Origin of the sequence: Actinoplanes sp. GCM10030250 (assembly GCF_042666575.1) — a bacterium.
GTDB lineage: Bacteria > Actinomycetota > Actinomycetes > Mycobacteriales > Micromonosporaceae > Actinoplanes.
In genome coordinates this window covers 255,687-271,254 of sequence record NZ_JBHTDO010000002.1, presented here as the reverse complement: position 1 = coordinate 271,254, position 15,568 = coordinate 255,687, and the positions used below count along the sequence as shown (strand labels likewise).

Genomic DNA, 15,568 nt, shown 5'->3' with positions numbered 1-15,568 from the left:
CGCTGAGCCCGACCGAGGTAACTGCACACGTTGGGGTTGCGTGTGCGATGGCTACGCCTATGACGTGGGTAAACGCGCACCCAACCCCAACGTGTGCGGCTATCCGTTGTCGCGGTCGGCGGCTTGGTGCATGCGGCGTGAAAGTTCCAGGCGTAGCGCGCGCGGGCTGGGCCAAATCTGCGTCAGGTCCGCGGTGAAGGCCGGCCCACGCGGAGTGTCGACCATCGCCGGCCCCCCGGTACGGGTGTCCTGCACCGGATGCACGCTGTCCAAATCGGCGGGCACCACCTCGAGAATCGTGCGCAGCCCGTCCCGCCGGATCACCACGGCGGCGATGTCCGGCCAGTCCAGCAGAACGGGGTCGCTGTCCTGCGCGGCGAGTTCCACCCCGCCCGCCGACACACGTACCCAAGTAGTCAGCGCGGCCCGCGCCGACAACGCGTAGGCCCCCGACACCGTCACGCCGACGACTACCGCTTGTGCGGCGGTGACCCACCAGGGATCACCAGTGTCCGGCGCGATCATCGCCACGACCGGCGAGACCGCCAGGTACGCGACCATCAGCACCACGAACACCGTGACAAACGTCCGTACCGGCGACGACCGGAAAAGCACCGCGTCCCGGGCCGGAGCCTCGACCTCCTCCGGTGCGATCGACATGCCTCCTATGGTGGACCAACCGCCGCCCGCCCACTGCCGTTTGCCCAGGTCCCGTCCCGCCCACCGTCCCGCCCACCGTCCCGCCCGCCGCCCCGCCACCCCGGCTGGGCGGGCCGAAGCTCGCACCCGCCGCCCTGTTATCCCGCGGGGCGGTGGAGCCCCGGCCGCCGGTGGGCTGGGCGAGCGACGCTCCCCGGCCGCCGAGGTGGTGGGGCGGGTTGAGGCTCCCGGACGCCGGGGCGGTTGCTCCGGCGGCCGGGGTGGGTCAGAACGCGCAGGCGATGACGAGTTCCGTGGTGCGGTCCCGGAGCAGGTCCAGTTTTGTGATCCGCCCGGCGGCCCGGAAGTCGCCGTCGATCAGCTCCAACTGGTCGAGCAGGGCGGCCGGCCCGAGTGCCTCGGCGAGGGGCACCTCCGTCTTCATGGAGACCTTGCGGTCGGACTTCGCCCGCCGGACCTGCCGGAGCGCCTCACCGGCCAGGTCCAGCAGCGACGGGTCGCTCTCCGGAGCCACCCGGGTCAGCTCATACGTCGTCGGCCAGGTGGCACGGTGCACCGACCCGTACCGCCACCAGGACCAGATCTCCTCGGTGACGTAGGGCAGGAACGGCGCGAACAACCGCAGCTGCACCGACAGCCCAGCGGCGAGCGCGGCCCTGGCCGAGTCGGCACCCGGCCCCGACCCGTACGCCCGGTCCTTGACCAGCTCGATGTAGTCGTCGCAGAACGTCCAGAAGAACGTCTCGGCCGTCTGCAGCGCGTCGGTGTGCTGATATTTGTCGAACGCGCCGGTGGCGTCGGACAGCACCGCCGCCAACCGGCCGAGCATGGCCCGGTCGAGCGGCTCGGTGACCGGCTCCCGCAGTGCCTGTGCCGCGCCCAGACCGAGTGCGAACCGCGACGCGTTGAGCAGCTTCGTCGCGAGCCGCCGCCCGACCTTGAGCTGGGCGGGCTCGAACGCCAGGTCGGCGCCGGGGCGGCCGCTCGACGCCCAGTACCGCACGGCATCGGACCCGTACTGCTCCAGCAGCGCGACCGGCGTGACGGCCGAGTTGCCCTGCGATTTGGAGATCTTCTTGTGGTCGGGGTCGAGGATCCAGCCGGACAGGACCGCTCGCCGCCACGGCAGGACATCGGCCAGCTGGTCGCCGCGCAGCACCGAGGAGAACAGCCAGGTGCGGATGATGTCGTGCCCCTGCGGCCGGAGGTCCATCGGGAAGACCCGGCGGTGCAGGTCCTCGTCGGTGCTCCAGCCGGTGACGATCTGCGGGCTGAGCGACGACGTCGCCCACGTGTCCATCACATCCGGATCCGCTGCGAAGCCGCCGGGGACGTCGCGCTGCTCCTCGGAGAAACCGGGCGGACATTCCGACGAAGGGTCGACTGGCAGTGCCGAATCGTCCGGTATGAGAAGCTGGCTGTAGTCCGGCTCGCCAGCGTCGTCGAGCCGGTACCAGATCGGGATCGGCACGCCGAAGAACCGCTGACGGCTGATCAGCCAGTCCCCGGTCAGGCCGGTGACCCAGTGTTCATATCGGTGGCGCATGGCCTCCGGAACCCACTCGAGCTCCCGGCCCCGCGCCAGCAGGCGATCCCGCAGCTTCGGGTCACGCCCGCCGTTACGGATGAACCACTGCCGGCTGGTGACGATCTCCAGCGGCGAGTCGCCCTTCTCGTAGTACTTGACCGGATGCCTGATCGGCCGAGGCTCCCCGATCAGGTCGCCCGACTCCCGCAACAGCCGGACGATCTCCCGCCGGGCGGCCGCGACCGTCAGACCGGCGAAACCCTGATATCCGGCCGACGAGACGCCGGCCGGCCGGTCCGGCAGGAACCGCCCGTCGCGGCCCAGGACGACGCGCGTCTCCAGATCCAGGTCGCGCCACCACGTGACGTCGGCCAGGTCACCGAACGTGCAGACCATCGCGATGCCCGTACCCTTGTCGGCCGCGGCCAGCGGATGCTCCCGGACCGGGACCTCGACGTCGAAGAACGGCGTGCGGACCGAGGTGAGACCCGCGAACCGGGGATCGCCCGGATGATGAACCAGCGCGACGCAGGCCGGCAGCAACTCGGGCCGCGTCGTGTCGACCTCGACCGGCTGCCCGTCCGGGCCGTGGAAGCGCAACTTGTGGTATGCACCCGGGCGCTCCCGATCCTCGAGCTCGGCCTGCGCGACAGCGGTCCGGAAACCGACATCCCACAGCGTCGGAGCCTCGGCCGTGTACGCCTCACCCCGCGCCAGATTCGCCAGAAACGCCCGCTGCGAGACGGCCCGCGACTTCTCCCCGATCGTCGTATAGGTCAGTCCCCAGTCGACGGACAGCCCGAGCCGCCGCCACAACTCCTCGAACGCCTTCTCGTCCTCGACGGTAAGCCGGCTGCACAGCTCGACGAAGTTGCGCCGCGAGATCGACACGGGGTCCTTCGGCCGCTCCGCCGCGGGCTGCCAATCCGGGTCGTAGGGCAGCGTCGGATCGCAGCGAACCCCGAACAGGTTCTGCACGCGGCGCTCGGTGGGCAGCCCGTTGTCGTCCCAGCCCATCGGATAGAAAACGGTCTTGCCGCGCATCCGCTGGAACCGCGCGACAGTGTCGGTGTGCGTGTAGGAGAAGACGTGCCCGACGTGCAACGAGCCCGATACGGTCGGCGGGGGTGTGTCGATCGAGAACACGTCCGCCCGCTCCTTGGAACGGTCGAACGCGTACGTTTCCTCCCCCTGCCAGCGCGACGCCCACTTCTCCTCGAGCCCGTCCAGCGACGGCCGCTCGGGGAGGCCGGGGCGCCCGGTTCCCGTATCAGTCATGCCGGTCAGCGTAGGCGCCCTCCCCGGCGCCCGCGATACTTTTTAGGCGCCTGTGGACAACACGTCCGCGCTGGTCGCAGCGGCCGTCGGCGAGCCGGTCGATGCCGATCAGCAGTGGCGCGAGCACCGTGAGATGGACAGCGAGGGTCAGCATCTCCAGGGCCACCCCACGAGACGGGACTGAACACACGTCGGGGGCCTTGTGGACGCGCACGTAACCCCAATGTGTGCAGCTACCTACGCTCGGCTCGGCGCCCACGGCCGTCGCCGGGGCATTGGATGAGCGGGATGAGGGACGGTGCCGTGCAGGGAACCGTTGTGGGGCGGAACGGTAGCGGCGTGACCCACCGCTTCAGCCCGGCGGGCGCGCTGCGGCCGTGACCCGGCAGCTGGATCGCGCTGCGAAGGCAGTACCCCGTGATCACGGCGCGGTGCACTTGTCTCGTACGAAAAAAGGAGCGGAACCGTCAGTCGCCGGCCTCGTGCTTCAGCAGCCATTCCTTGACCGGCAAACCCCACCGATAGCCGCCGAGGGATCCGTCCGTGCGCAGCACGCGGTGACAAGGCAGGAAGAGCGCGACCGCGTTACGTGCGCAGGCCGACGCCGCGCCGCGGACCGCTGCCGGGCGGCCGGCCAGCTCGGCATAGCGGGTGTACGTCACGGGGGCGCCCGGCTTGATCTGCCGCATCACCTCCCATGCGTGGCGCAGGAACTCGCCGCCGCTGTGCTGCTCGACCACGACGCCGTCGAGAGCGGTCAGGTCACCGTCCAGATAGTCGCGGACCGCCGCGGCCGCCGGACCGACGTCGTCGTCGGCCACGACCGGGGCGGCCAGAGCGGGGTGCACCAGCCGCATCAGCTCGGGGACGTCGGTGGTGAAACCGGCGGCGCGGACCGCGCCGGCGGACGTGGCGACCACGGTGAACGGGCCGGCCGGGGTGTCGAATGTCGCATGACGAAGCATTGTCTTCTCCTCACAGGAGGGTTCAGCGTTGCCCAACGCGCGAGATCTTGCGCGGGGGCCTGTGGACAGCGGAGGAATGTGGATAACCGGCCGGGTGGGTTGCGGTCGGCGTAGGTTTCGAGGCAGCCCGGTTCTCAGGCGGCCCGCCAGAGACGGATCAGTGCGTAGGAGCGCCAGGGACGCCAGCGTTCGGCGTGGGCTGCCAAGGACTTGGCGGTGTCGGGGAGATCGAGTGCTGCAGCACCCCGGCGTGCGGCGAGGTCGGTTTCGAGGAAGGCGTCGGGGTCGCCGATGGCGCGCATGGCGACGTAACCGGCGGTCCACGGGCCGATGCCGGGGAGTTTGGTGAGGCGGGCCACGGCTTCGGTGCGGTCGGCGCCGGGTTCGAGGTCGAGGGTGCCGTCGGCCACGGACTGGGCCAGGGCGCGGATGGTGGTGCGGCGTGCTGCCGGCATGCCGAAGGCCGAGTCGGGGAGTTCGGCGACGGTGCTCGCTGCCGGGAAACCGGTGAGTGGCTCGCCTCCGGTGGTGGTCAGGGGAGAGGGGGAGGGCCCCCCGCGAAGAGCAACAGCGGCCCGCACGAGCCGGCCCACAGTCGTCCGAGCCCCCGCCACACTCACCTGCTGCCCCACCACAGCCCGAACCGCCATCTCGAACCCGTCAACACTGCGCGGCACCCGCACCCCGGGCTCCTTCTCCACCACTTCCCGAAGCGCCGCATCCTCTCCCAGCACCCCGTCCACCGCCACCGGATCCGCGTCCAGGTCGAGCAGCCTCCGGCACCGCGCCACCGCCGGCGCCAGATCCCGCACATCTCCGAGCCGCAGGGTCGCGTGCACCCACCGTTCCGCCGGCCTCAACGCCACCGCCGCGTTCCCGTGCGGCAGCAACAACCCTCGCCGGTACGTCTCCCCGTCCAGCTCATCAACCCCGGGCAGGGTCCGGGCTCCGAGAAATTCCAGCAGCGCACCCGCATGCAGCGGCGGCCGGTACGCGAGTCGCAAGTGGATGCTCCCCGCCTCCCCTCCGCCGGGAACCGCGGGCCGTTTCTCCCGCAACCCGCTGGGCGGCTGCGCGTACACCTCAAGGATCGTGTCGTTGAACTGCCGCACACTGCCGAAGCCGGCCGCGAACGCGATCTCCGCGAGCCCCAGATCGGTCGTTTCGATGAGGATGCGGGCTGTCTGCGCCCGCTGGGCCCGGGCGAGTGCCAGCGGCCCGGCGCCGAGTTCCGCGGTGAGCATCCGGTTGAGGTGCCGTTCCGTGTATCCGAGCCGCCCGGCCAGCCCGGCCACTCCTTCGCGGTCGACGACGCCGTCGCCGATCAGCCGCATCGCCCGCCCGACGACGTCTGCTCGCAGGTCCCATTCGGGGGAGCCGGGTGCCGCGTCGGGCCGGCATCGCCGGCACGCCCGGTAGCCGGCGCGCTGTGCGGCGGCCGCGCTCGGGTGGAACGTGACGTTTTCCCGTTTCGGCGTGACGGCGGGGCAGGACGGCCGGCAGTAGATCCCGGTGGTCCGGACGGCCGTGTAGAACCAGCCGTCGAACCGCTGGTCGCGGCTGTCGACGGCGCGGTAGCAGCGTTCGAAGTCCAGTTCCATGCCTTGAGCATGCTCCCGCCCACCCCGCCGAAGCTGGCGGGTTTCGGACATGACCGTGCTTCCAACTCGTGTCAACCAAAGTTGACGACCTGGTATCTGTCAACTAACGTTGACGTCATGGCGATGACAGCAACGCGTACCGGCATCCGATGGCGCGCCTTCGGCAACGGCGGCAGCTCCAAGGTCGTGCTCCTGCACGGCGGCATGATGGCCTCGGCGAATTTCACGACGCTCGCCCGCGACCTGGCCGAGAATTTCACCGTCTATGTTCCCGACCGCCGTGGCCGCGGCGAGAGCGGTCCGGCCGGCCCCGATCACGGCCTCCGGGCTGAGATCGACGACTTGAGGGTGCTGCTCGACGAGACCGGCGCCCGCAACGTCTTCGGTCTCAGTTCCGGCGCGGTGATCGCCCTCAACGCCGCGCTCGAGCTGCCCATCGACCGTCTCGCGCTCTACGAGCCGCCGCTGAAGCTCGACGGCTCCTACGACCCGGTCGGCTGGCTGCCCCGCTACGAGAAGGAGCTCGCCAAGGGCCGTCGTGCCGCCGCCTTCGCCACCGTCGTCAAGGGCACCGGTGACCTGCGGTTCGTGCCCCGGGTGGCGCTGATCCCGCTGTTCGGCCTCGCGATCCGCAGCGGCGAGGGCAGGGCCATCGGCGAGCTGATCCCGACGATGCGCCTCGACGCGGCGGTGGTCAACGACGCGGCCGGCCCGCTGGACACCTACGCGGCGGTGACGGCCGAGACGCTTCTGCTGGGCGGCGAGCGCTCCGCGGCGTACCTCAAGATGGTCTTGAGCGGCCTGGAACCGGTCCTGCCGCGGGTGCGCCGGGTGACCCTGAGCGGCGTCGGCCATACCGCCGCCGACAACAGCGGCAAACCCGCCCGGGTCGCTGCCGAACTGCGGCGGTTCTTCAGTTAGGCAGAACCCGTAGACTGGCGTTCCGTGAGCCTCACCATCGGAATCGTCGGCCTGCCCAACGTCGGCAAGAGCACCCTGTTCAATGCCCTGACCAAGAACGACGTGCTCGCCGCGAACTACCCGTTCGCGACGATCGAGCCCAACGTCGGCGTGGTCGGTCTGCCCGACGAGCGGCTGGGGAAGCTGGCCGAGCTGCACGGCAGTGAGAAGATCCTGCCGGCGCCGGTGAGCTTCGTCGACATCGCCGGCCTGGTCCGCGGCGCCTCCAAGGGTCAGGGCCGCGGCAACGCGTTCCTCGCGAACATCCGCGACGCCTCCGCGATCTGCCAGGTGGTCCGGGCCTTCTCCGACCCGAACGTGCTGCACGTCGACGGCAAGGTCTCGCCGGCCGACGACATCGAGACGATCAACACCGAGCTGATCCTGGCCGACCTCCAGACGGTCGAGAAGGCGCTGCCCCGTCTGCAGAAGGAGGCCAAGCTCAAGAAGGAGAAGGCCGCAACGGTGGCAGCCGCCGAGGCCGCGTTCAAGCTGCTCAACGACGGTGTCACGCTCTACCAGGGCGCGAAGGCCGCCGACATCGAGCTGGAGCTGCTGGCTGAGCTTCACCTGCTCACCACGAAGCCGTTCCTCTACGTCTTCAACGTCGACGAGGCCGAACTCGGCAACGCGGCGTTCCTCGACGAGCTGCGCGCGCTCGTCGCGCCCGCCGAGGCCGTCTTCATGGACGCGAAGATCGAGTCCGAGCTGATCGAGCTGGACGACGACGAGGCCCTCGAACTGCTCCAGTCCACCGGCCAGAACGAGCCCGGCCTCAACCGGCTGATCAGCGTCGGCTTCGAGACCCTCGGCCTGCAGACCTACCTCACGGCCGGCCCGAAAGAGGCCCGCGCCTGGGTGATCCCGGTCGGCGCCACCGCACCGGAAGCCGCCGGAGTCATCCACTCCGACTTCCAGCGCGGCTTCATCAAGGCCGAGATCGTCAGCTTCGACGACCTGATGACGGCGGGTTCGATGTCCGCGGCCAAGGCCGCCGGCAAGGTCCGCATGGAGGGCAAGGACTACATCATGAAGGACGGCGACGTCGTCGAATTCAGGTTCAACGTGTAGTTGCGGTCCACCCTCCAATGACGATCCGCGACGCCGAGGACGGTGACTGGCCGGCGATCTACCCGTTCTTCAGGGAGATCGTCGCGCAGGGCCACTCGTATGCGTTCCCCGAGAGTCTGTCTCTGGAGCAGGCTCGTGGGTGGTGGATGGAATCCCCTCCGGGCCGGACCGTCGTCGCGGTGGACGGGACGACCGTTCTCGGAAGCGCGAAGATGGGACCCAATCGGCCCGGCCGGGGCGCACATGTGGCAACGGCCAGCTTCATGGTCGATCCACGGCATTCCGGCCGCGGGGTCGGTCGCGCTCTCGGTGAGCATGTTGTCGGCTGGGCGCGTGCCACCGGTTATCGGAGCATCCAGTTCAACGCGGTGGTGGAGACCAACGAGGCGGCGGTGCATCTGTGGCGCTCGCTGGGCTTCAAGGTGCTCGCCACCGTCCCGGAGGCATTCGACCACCCCGACCACGGCCTGGTGGGGCTGCACCTGATGTTCCTGAACCTGAGCGACTCCACCCCACCGTGACGCTGATCAGCAACCCACCGCGAACGCCTGCCCAGCGGAGAGCCAGGCGCCAAATCTGGCTCGCAAAGCCAGGGCAACATCCAAAAAACCTATTTTGTACGATGGACGAAGAGCTCTCGAGGGTCAGCGCGACGGGCATGCGAGGCAAGGCCGCAGCGCGCCCGCCGGGCTGAAGTGGTGGGTCACCCTTGACTCGCCCCGCCCGCCGGATTGACTGAGCCGCATGACCGTCATCGTCGCGCCGGAGCGCGCGGAAACGTCACCGCGGCCGGCCATCTTCCTGGCGGGTGGGATCAGTGGCGTCGGCGACTGGCAGCAGCGGGCGATCGAGCACCTGGCTCCGGCCTGGCCCACCATCTACAACCCGCGCCGCGCCGGGTTCCCGATGGGCGACCCGGCCGAGGGTGCCCGCCAGATCCGCTGGGAGTTCGAGCACCTGACCCTCGCCGACGCCATCCTGTTCTGGTTCTCCCACGAGACCACCCAGCCGATAGTCCTCTTCGAACTCGGCCGCTGGTCAAGCTCCTCCAAGCCCCTCGCCGTCGGCGCGCACCCCGCCTACCAGCGCCGCTTCGACGTCGTCGAACAGTTGGCCCTGATCCGCCCCGGCCTACCCGTTCACACCGACCTCGCCTCCACCTGCGCCGCCGCCAACGCCCTCGCCTGAACTGGACCTTGACACGCGGCGAGGGTGAAGGGGTCTCAGCGGCCGAACGACGCCCGGGGACTGGTCAGCGCGGAGGGGGAAGAGCCAGCGGGAAAGCGGAAGGGCTCAGCGGAGAGCGGGAAAGATCGTGGCGGCGATGACGGCGCCGGCCAGGGCTCCCACCACGACCTGAGCAGGCGTATGGGCAGTGAGCCGCACCCGAGCCCACCCACCCAGCACGACCAGCGGAACCCCGACCAGAGCGACCGGCCCGTAAACAGCAGTCAAAGCCGCCACCGTCCCCGCAGCGACCCCCGCGTGGATCGACATCTTCCACCAGTGCGTCACCAGCGCGAACACCCCCAGCCCCACCCCGCCCGCCGCCAGCAGGGCGAGAACCTCGCGGGGCGCACCCAGTGCGAGGAGGAGGATCAGCCCGGCCACCAGCGACCCGGTGCCGAAGATCAGCGGGATGCGGCGGTCGGCGCGGTCGGGGATGTGGTGGTCGGTGAAGCGGCCGGTGCGGACGCCGTTGAGGACGTAGCCGAGGGGGATGACGGCGGCGAAGAGGGCGCCGGGCAGGCCCCACCAGCGGGAGACGCCTGGTGTGTCGCCGGCGTGCCAGCCGACGGTCAGCAGGAGTGCCGCGACCAGGACGGCGGGGGCGAGCACTTCGGAGACGATGCGGGCTATCCGGTCGCCCGTACCAGTGGTGAGCACGAGCACATTGTCGCAATTGGTACGGCTCGCGCCCGGGAGCGGCACGGGGAAGTGATCAGGTGTCGGCGGCCATGGCGGAGAAGGCGGCTGCGAGCTTGGCCAGGTCCAGCTCGCTGAGGTGGTCGAAGATGTGCCGGCGGACGCTGGCGAGGTGGCTGGGCCAGGCCTCCCGGAGTCGTTCGAGGCCTTTCTCGGTCAGCACGGCGTTGGCGCCGCGGGCGTCCTCCTGGCAGCGGATGCGGCGCAGGTAGCCGAGGGATTCGAGTTTGGCGGCGAGTCGTGTCATGCCGCTCAGTGACATGTCGCACGCGGTGGCGAGTTCGCTCATCCGCATCAGCTGACCGGGTGTCTCGGAGAGGTGGCGCAGCACCGAGTACTCGCTGAGGGACATGCGCTGCTCGTGGGTCAGGTCGGCGTCCAGCGCGCGGGGCATGACCAGCAGGAACCGGCCGAGGGCGCGCATCACCGCCTCTTCCTGCGGTGTAAGCGGACTGAGCTCCGCCGGTGCGGCGCTGCCGTCGCCGGGGCTCTGCGACGTGGTGGCGGACATGGCTCCGATCGTACGGCGGGCGCGCACGCCGGTCTTCCGCCGACTTTTCACCTCGACGGGGTAACGCGGCAGGCCGGTCGCGGGGCGCGGCGGTAATCATTTCGGGTGACCCGGAGTGGCTTGCGTCCGGCTCGTGGGGAGTCACAATGCTTTGGTGCAAAACCAGACAACTAGTGACTCTTGGCAGCATCTGCTCGAAATGCCACGAAAGTCTTGGTGGGCCCGGCTGCCGTTCGGCCTCCGGATGGCCGCCGGCACCGGGGCTCTCCTCGTCCTGATCGGTGGGGGAGCGGTCGGCGTGGCAGCCCTGACCGGCGATGATCCGAGTACCACGGCCGCGGCCGGCGGTGCCGTCGCCGAGGTCGACCTCGGCGCCCCGATGCTGGACGAGGACCCGGAGGTGGTGAGCCGTGCGGCCGCCGCGGCCGAGCCCCTGCCCCAGCGGCACACGGCCGCGCCCACGCACGTGACCACCGCCGCGCCGGCGACGGACCAGCTCAGCCGTGCCCGGGCGGTCGACGACCCGGCCGACCGGACCGGGCCGCGCGCCGTTCGTACCGCTGCTGGTGAAAAATCCGCGGAGCGCGACGCGCCGGTGCCCGCCCTGCCTCCGGCGCCGCCCGCGCCACCCGCACAGCCGGTCGTCACGACCCGCACCGACGTCGAGACCAGGCCCATCCCGTTCCAGACCCAACTGATCCGCGACCCCTCACTGCCGCGCGGCGCCCGCCGCGTCGACGCGCCGGGCGCGCCGGGCGCGGAGACCCTGCGCTACCTGGTCACGGTGATCGACGGCAAGCCCGCCAACCGGCGGCTCGTCGACACCACCGTCACCCGGCAGCCGGAACCGCGCGTCGTGGCGTTCGGCGCCCGCCGCAAGTTCGACAGGTACCGGGACAGGGGATGCGAGCGGGTCCCGGTCTGCGTGCCACTCGGCCGCTCCGCGGTCTGCCCCGAGGATGCCGGCGGAAAGGCCGCCACCGGCCACGCGAAAAACAAGCCGCGGAACAAGCCGCAGGCACGGGAGGAGAACACCGCCGTCCAGCTGGGCGGCTCGGTGCTGGTCGAGGAGCAGGACCTCGAACTGGTCACCCCGGAGACCCTCGATGACGTACGCCTGGAACCCGCGACACTGTGTTGAAGGCCACCCGGTGATTGCGCCGCCCGGCACAGGAGATCACCGTAAAGGCATGGCGCTGAGCGATGCCGACCTGACCGCACTGGCCGGACGTCTGATCACGGTGCCCGGCGTGATCGGGGTCGTCCTCGGCGGCAGCCGGGCACGGCGGACACACACCCCGGATTCGGACACCGACCTCGGCCTCTACTACCGGGCCCCGCTGGACACGGTGAGGCTGGGCGAACTGGCCGTGGAGGCCGGTGGGCCGGGCAGCCGGGTGACCGAGCCCGGCGGCTGGGGCCCGTGGGTGGACGGCGGCGGCTGGCTCAACGTCAGCGACAACGCCGTCGACTGGATCTACCGGGATGTCGCGCGGGTGCAGCGGTGCTGGTCGGACGCGGAGAAGGGCGTGTACGCGTTCCACGTCCAAGCCGGCCATCCGCTGGGGGTGCCGGATTTCTCGTACCCCGGAGAACTGGCAGTGGGCCGCATCCTGGCCGACCCGACCGGTGAGCTCGCCACCCTCCAGCGCCGCGTGCGGATCTTTCCGCGGCCGCTCGCGGACGCCCTGGTCGCCGGCCTCTGGGAGGCCGATTTCCTGATCGGCCTGGCCCGCAAGGCGGTGACCCGCGGCGACAGCGCCTACATCGCGGGGTGCCTGTTCCGGCTGGCCGGTGTCTGCGCGCACGCCCTGCACGGCGCGGCCCGCCAGTGGCTGATCAACGAGAAGGGCGCGGTGGCCGCGGCCGGTGCCCTGCCGGGTGCGCCGGACGGGTTCCGCAGCCGGGTGGACGCCGCGTTCGCCGCGGTCAACAACGACCCGATGCATCTCACCCTGGCCATCGACATCGCCGCGGATCTCGTGCTGGAGACGACCGACGCGTGCGCGATGATGTTGCGGTGACGGCTGACGTTCCCACCATCCTGGCCACCAGCGCGTTCTTCCGGCGAGGCGGGCGCGGCCCGTTCGACCTGCGCCCGGGTGCGATCCACTATTTCGCCGCGGAGCTGGCCAACGCCCGGAGCGCTCCGAAGATCTGTGTGCTGGCGCAGGCCACCGGCGACGCGGAGGCACGGATCGGCGCCTTCTACGCGGGGTTCGCCGGCACCGAGTTCACCATGTCGCACCTACAGCTTTTCCCGATGCCGAACGTCGACGACATCCGCTCGCACCTGCTCGCCCAGGACGTCATCTGGGTGGACGGCGGCAGCGTGGCCAACCTCTGCGCGGTCTGGCGGGTGCACGGCGTCGACGAGATCCTGCACGAGGCGTGGCAGGCCGGTGTGGTGATGAGCGGCGTGTCGGCCGGCTCGATCTGCTGGCACGCCGGCGGCAGCACCGACAGCTACGGGCCTGAGCTGCGCGGCTTCACCGATGGGCTGGGCTGGCTGCCCTACAGCAACGGGGTGCACTACGACGCCGAGGAACGGCGCAGGCCGAAGATGCACGAGCTGATCGGCGACGGCACGCTGCCCGACGGCTACGCGACCGACGACGGGGCCGGGCTGGTCTATCGCGGCACCGTTCTGGAGGAGGCGGTGTCAGACCGGGACGGGCCTTCGGCGTACGAGGTGAAGCGCGCCGCCGACGGATCAGTGATGGAGACCGCCCTGCCCACCCGGGTGCTCGCCGTTCCCGGGATCTGAGCCCCCGGCGTCACTAGGCTGGAATCGATCCGTTGGAAGCTTGGGATTCGATCCGTGCGGAGAGGGAGAACCATGGCTGTCATGCCTGGCGGTGAGGGCGGAAGTTACCGCTGACCTCGCGGGGGTCTCGCCAGCGGGTTCTCGCCGGAGCTCAGTGGGATTTCGCCCTCGGTGGGATTTCGCCGGAGCTCAGTGCAGGGCGAGCGTGGCGAGGCCCACCAGCACCGCTGACAGCAGGAACGCGAAGGCGAAGATGGCGTTGGCGCCGAGGGCGGCGCTGAGCCGGCGTGGCTGACCGCCCTCGCCCGGAGTCCCGGCCGGGGCCGGACCGAAGCCGTATCCGAGGATGTCGGCGCTGTATCTGCGGGTCAACGGTCGCTGTAAATGGGTCAGCACCGGTGATCGCCTCCGGGGGTCGAGGATCGAACTGCCTGCATCGATCCCCGGTAGCATGCGGCGACCCGAAATCCCGGAGCAATGGTTACTCGCCGGTAACCGTCGCGGGTGGGCCGGTCTGGCATGCCCGGTCCGCTGATCGGTGCGTGGTCATCGTACGAACGGGCGTCCCGTGGCGTGGCTGGTCACTCTATATAGCTATTTGTCGGTAACGAGGTATTCGTCATCATGAGGAATGATGCCGGAGACGCCGTCGAAGTATCACACCTTATTCAGGGGCACCCTGAACGTTGCGATCGTGCTCATCGGCCTGGCATCGGGCGTCGCCCAGCTGGGCGGCATACCCACCCGCACCGCCCAGCGGTTCCTGACCGCCGTCTTCCTCGCCTGCCTGCTCTACTTCGTCGTACGCCTCTGGCAGCTCGCCTTCGTCGTCAAGATCCGCCAGCTCAAGGCCGACCTGCTCGAGGCCACCAAGGCGCTCGCCTTGCAGCGGGCCGGCCACCAGCACTACCTGGACGCCATCCAGCGGATGAGCGACCGGGAGAAGCCGCTCTTCTCGGAGACCCTCGAGGTTCTCGTCACGGTCGGCGACGACGACGAGAGCGACCGCATCGTCGAGAAGCGGATGACCACCCCGGAGCCGCTGGTCACCCACCGGACCATGCGGCCGATCGTGCCCACCGACACCGACCGCCTCGTGCGGCTCGACGAGATCTCGTTCAAGGCACTGCGCCCGGTCGCCGGCACCATCACCGCACTGCCGCTGGAGCAGACCCGCCTCCTGCGGCTGTGGCTGATCTTCGACCCGGCGATGACCTCGCCGACCGAGTGGCAGGTGGAATACCGGCCCCGGGGCCTGTGGCGGCCGCTGCGTGAGCGGGGCTGGGACCAGCTGGTCTGGGACGACCGCCTGCCCGCCGCCGGCGGTACGCCCTCGGCGTTCACCCGCTTCGTGGTGACCTTCAGCTTCCCGGACAGCGACCAGCCGCCGAGTGTGAAGGAGCGCCAGGGGCACGGCCGGATCAGCGAGCCGCAGCGTGATCCGCGCGGGCGGTGGGAGGTGGTGTGGCGGGACGAGGAGCCGGCCGGCCGCCGTTACGTCTGGGACCTCACCCAGGCGTTCGGCTCGTGAGCCGTCAGCTCGCGCGGCTCAGGATCAGGTTGTGCACGTGGTGCGCCTTGTCCGAACCGCGGAACTCGATCTCGTACACGTGGGTGCCGACGGTGATCGCGATGGTGCCCGAGGAGAAGAACTGACCGGCCCAGCTCTTGTTGCTGATCACGCTGACGCTGCTCACCTTGGTGTACGGGATGCTGGTGATCGCGAACCGCTTACCGACGTAGGACTGATCCTGGATGATGATCCGCCGGCTGGTGAGCCCGATGAAACCGGTGCCCGCGCCGATCGCGTCGTAGACCGCGATGATCTCTTCCCCGTCGAGCAGGCCGCTGCGGATCTGCTCCAGCTGGCCCTTGTTGTCATACACCACGTCAGTCATGCGGCGCAGCGTAGTCCCGGCGGGCTACGGCCGTTCGACGACGGTGCGGTAGAAATCCTCGATCCGGGCCGCGAGGGTCACCTCACCATCAGTGATGGCGGTGCCGTCCTGCTGGCCCAGACAGATCTGAGTGTGACCGTCGACCCGCCGGATACTAGGCCGTATGTGAAGTGTGTCCGCCGCTACTTTGATACGTTCGGTCAGCGCCGCGTGCTGACTGTCGTCGCAGGCGAGATCGCGGCGGAGCTGAACACCGTCACGGGTCCACCCGCCCAGCAGCGCGAGGGCATCGCTCAGATAATCGGTGCCGGTGCTCCGGCGTCTTCTGGCCCGCAATTGCCGCACCCCCCTTAGCGCCGTTGCCGGCTTGTGGCCGAACTGTCGCCGAGTCGTCATGGTCGGT

Annotated in this window: 18 protein-coding genes; 8 read left to right on the top strand and 10 right to left on the bottom strand. The window is 70.0% G+C overall.

From position 1 onward, the window contains the following. Positions 1 to 99: 99 nt before the first annotated feature. The 5 genes from ACFQV6_RS04415 to ACFQV6_RS04395 form a co-directional block, all read right to left on the bottom strand. Positions 100 to 660 (bottom strand): hypothetical protein, encoded by a 561-nt coding sequence (locus ACFQV6_RS04415; protein WP_378026003.1) that lies wholly within the window; start codon positions 658 to 660, stop codon positions 100 to 102. A 265-nt stretch (positions 661 to 925) separates the two neighbouring features. Next, entirely contained in the window at positions 926 to 3,466 is a 2,541-nt protein-coding gene (gene valS / locus ACFQV6_RS04410; RefSeq protein WP_378026002.1) for a valine--tRNA ligase, read from the bottom strand. Then, positions 3,459 to 3,632: a hypothetical protein gene (locus ACFQV6_RS04405; protein ID WP_378026001.1), complete on the bottom strand. Its 174-nt coding sequence runs from the start codon at positions 3,630 to 3,632 to the stop codon at positions 3,459 to 3,461. Before ACFQV6_RS04405 ends, valS begins: the two co-directional genes overlap by 8 nt. A 301-nt stretch (positions 3,633 to 3,933) precedes the next feature. Continuing rightward, on the bottom strand, positions 3,934 to 4,431 hold the full coding sequence (locus ACFQV6_RS04400) for a methylated-DNA--[protein]-cysteine S-methyltransferase (protein ID WP_378026000.1): 498 nt from the start codon (positions 4,429 to 4,431) through the stop codon (positions 3,934 to 3,936). 134 nt (positions 4,432 to 4,565) lie between these two features. Beyond that, positions 4,566 to 6,032: a DNA-3-methyladenine glycosylase 2 family protein gene (locus ACFQV6_RS04395; protein WP_378025999.1), complete on the bottom strand. Its 1,467-nt coding sequence runs from the start codon at positions 6,030 to 6,032 to the stop codon at positions 4,566 to 4,568. Between the two features lie 117 nt (positions 6,033 to 6,149). Here ACFQV6_RS04395 and ACFQV6_RS04390 point away from each other — a divergent pair, with 117 nt between their 5' ends. The 4 genes from ACFQV6_RS04390 to ACFQV6_RS04375 all read left to right on the top strand — a co-directional run bounded on the left by ACFQV6_RS04390 (position 6,150) and on the right by ACFQV6_RS04375 (position 9,251). Further along, positions 6,150 to 6,953, top strand: coding sequence for an alpha/beta fold hydrolase (locus tag ACFQV6_RS04390; protein ID WP_378025998.1), 804 nt, complete (start codon positions 6,150 to 6,152; stop codon positions 6,951 to 6,953). Positions 6,954 to 6,977: 24 nt separating this feature from the next. Further along, positions 6,978 to 8,063, top strand: coding sequence for a redox-regulated ATPase YchF (gene ychF / locus ACFQV6_RS04385; RefSeq protein ID WP_378025997.1), 1,086 nt, complete (start codon positions 6,978 to 6,980; stop codon positions 8,061 to 8,063). 17 nt (positions 8,064 to 8,080) lie between these two features. Next, on the top strand, positions 8,081 to 8,584 hold the full coding sequence (locus ACFQV6_RS04380) for a GNAT family N-acetyltransferase (protein WP_378025996.1): 504 nt from the start codon (positions 8,081 to 8,083) through the stop codon (positions 8,582 to 8,584). Between the two features lie 223 nt (positions 8,585 to 8,807). Continuing rightward, the gene (locus tag ACFQV6_RS04375) at positions 8,808 to 9,251 is read left to right on the top strand and encodes a nucleoside 2-deoxyribosyltransferase domain-containing protein (RefSeq protein ID WP_378025995.1); all 444 of its coding nucleotides are present in this window, start codon (positions 8,808 to 8,810) and stop codon (positions 9,249 to 9,251) included. Positions 9,252 to 9,356: 105 nt separating this feature from the next. On the opposite strand, the gene ACFQV6_RS04370 is transcribed toward ACFQV6_RS04375, so the two are convergent. Both ACFQV6_RS04370 and ACFQV6_RS04365 read right to left on the bottom strand, forming a co-directional pair. Then, entirely contained in the window at positions 9,357 to 9,950 is a 594-nt protein-coding gene (locus tag ACFQV6_RS04370) for a phosphoesterase PA-phosphatase (RefSeq protein ID WP_378025994.1), read from the bottom strand. 55 nt (positions 9,951 to 10,005) lie between these two features. Next, positions 10,006 to 10,500: a MarR family winged helix-turn-helix transcriptional regulator gene (locus ACFQV6_RS04365; protein WP_378025993.1), complete on the bottom strand. Its 495-nt coding sequence runs from the start codon at positions 10,498 to 10,500 to the stop codon at positions 10,006 to 10,008. Positions 10,501 to 10,699: 199 nt separating this feature from the next. Between ACFQV6_RS04365 and ACFQV6_RS04360 the strand changes: the two genes are divergently transcribed. Genes ACFQV6_RS04360 through ACFQV6_RS04350 form a run of 3 tightly spaced genes read left to right on the top strand, consistent with a single transcriptional unit; the run spans position 10,700 to position 13,267 of the window. After that, on the top strand, positions 10,700 to 11,641 hold the full coding sequence (locus ACFQV6_RS04360) for a G5 domain-containing protein (protein WP_378025992.1): 942 nt from the start codon (positions 10,700 to 10,702) through the stop codon (positions 11,639 to 11,641). A 49-nt stretch (positions 11,642 to 11,690) separates the two neighbouring features. Then, positions 11,691 to 12,524, top strand: a complete 834-nt coding sequence (locus tag ACFQV6_RS04355) for a nucleotidyltransferase domain-containing protein (RefSeq protein WP_378025991.1) — start codon at positions 11,691 to 11,693, stop codon at positions 12,522 to 12,524. Then, positions 12,521 to 13,267, top strand: a complete 747-nt coding sequence (locus tag ACFQV6_RS04350) for a Type 1 glutamine amidotransferase-like domain-containing protein (protein ID WP_378025990.1) — start codon at positions 12,521 to 12,523, stop codon at positions 13,265 to 13,267. The genes ACFQV6_RS04355 and ACFQV6_RS04350 overlap by 4 nt, the downstream gene beginning before the upstream one ends. A 189-nt stretch (positions 13,268 to 13,456) precedes the next feature. On the opposite strand, the gene ACFQV6_RS04345 is transcribed toward ACFQV6_RS04350, so the two are convergent. Further along, positions 13,457 to 13,639 (bottom strand): hypothetical protein, encoded by a 183-nt coding sequence (locus ACFQV6_RS04345; RefSeq protein WP_378025989.1) that lies wholly within the window; start codon positions 13,637 to 13,639, stop codon positions 13,457 to 13,459. Between the two features lie 322 nt (positions 13,640 to 13,961). Between ACFQV6_RS04345 and ACFQV6_RS04340 the strand changes: the two genes are divergently transcribed. After that, positions 13,962 to 14,798: a hypothetical protein gene (locus ACFQV6_RS04340; RefSeq protein ID WP_378025988.1), complete on the top strand. Its 837-nt coding sequence runs from the start codon at positions 13,962 to 13,964 to the stop codon at positions 14,796 to 14,798. A 4-nt stretch (positions 14,799 to 14,802) separates the two neighbouring features. On the opposite strand, the gene ACFQV6_RS04335 is transcribed toward ACFQV6_RS04340, so the two are convergent. Together ACFQV6_RS04335 and ACFQV6_RS04330 are read right to left on the bottom strand one after the other, a co-directional pair. Further along, entirely contained in the window at positions 14,803 to 15,165 is a 363-nt protein-coding gene (locus ACFQV6_RS04335) for a PH domain-containing protein (RefSeq protein ID WP_378025987.1), read from the bottom strand. Between the two features lie 24 nt (positions 15,166 to 15,189). Continuing rightward, a complete protein-coding gene (locus tag ACFQV6_RS04330; RefSeq protein WP_378026263.1) occupies positions 15,190 to 15,501 on the bottom strand; it encodes a pterin dehydratase in 312 nt (103 codons plus the stop codon). Positions 15,502 to 15,568 lie beyond the last annotated feature (67 nt).

Excerpts from the sequence above, each read along its gene's own strand:
- ACFQV6_RS04415 (WP_378026003.1), bottom strand. The coding sequence starts at position 660 with ATGTCGATCGCACCGGAGGAGGTCGAGGCTCCGGCCCGGGACGCGGTG.
- valS (WP_378026002.1), bottom strand. The coding sequence starts at position 3,466 with ATGACTGATACGGGAACCGGGCGCCCCGGCCTCCCCGAGCGGCCGTCG.
- ACFQV6_RS04400 (WP_378026000.1), bottom strand. The coding sequence starts at position 4,431 with ATGCTTCGTCATGCGACATTCGACACCCCGGCCGGCCCGTTCACCGTG.
- ACFQV6_RS04395 (WP_378025999.1), bottom strand. The coding sequence starts at position 6,032 with ATGGAACTGGACTTCGAACGCTGCTACCGCGCCGTCGACAGCCGCGAC.
- ACFQV6_RS04390 (WP_378025998.1), top strand. The coding sequence starts at position 6,150 with ATGGCGATGACAGCAACGCGTACCGGCATCCGATGGCGCGCCTTCGGC.
- ACFQV6_RS04380 (WP_378025996.1), top strand. The coding sequence starts at position 8,081 with ATGACGATCCGCGACGCCGAGGACGGTGACTGGCCGGCGATCTACCCG.
- ACFQV6_RS04375 (WP_378025995.1), top strand. The coding sequence starts at position 8,808 with ATGACCGTCATCGTCGCGCCGGAGCGCGCGGAAACGTCACCGCGGCCG.
- ACFQV6_RS04365 (WP_378025993.1), bottom strand. The coding sequence starts at position 10,500 with ATGTCCGCCACCACGTCGCAGAGCCCCGGCGACGGCAGCGCCGCACCG.
- ACFQV6_RS04360 (WP_378025992.1), top strand. The coding sequence starts at position 10,700 with ATGCCACGAAAGTCTTGGTGGGCCCGGCTGCCGTTCGGCCTCCGGATG.
- ACFQV6_RS04355 (WP_378025991.1), top strand. The coding sequence starts at position 11,691 with ATGGCGCTGAGCGATGCCGACCTGACCGCACTGGCCGGACGTCTGATC.
- ACFQV6_RS04335 (WP_378025987.1), bottom strand. The coding sequence starts at position 15,165 with ATGACTGACGTGGTGTATGACAACAAGGGCCAGCTGGAGCAGATCCGC.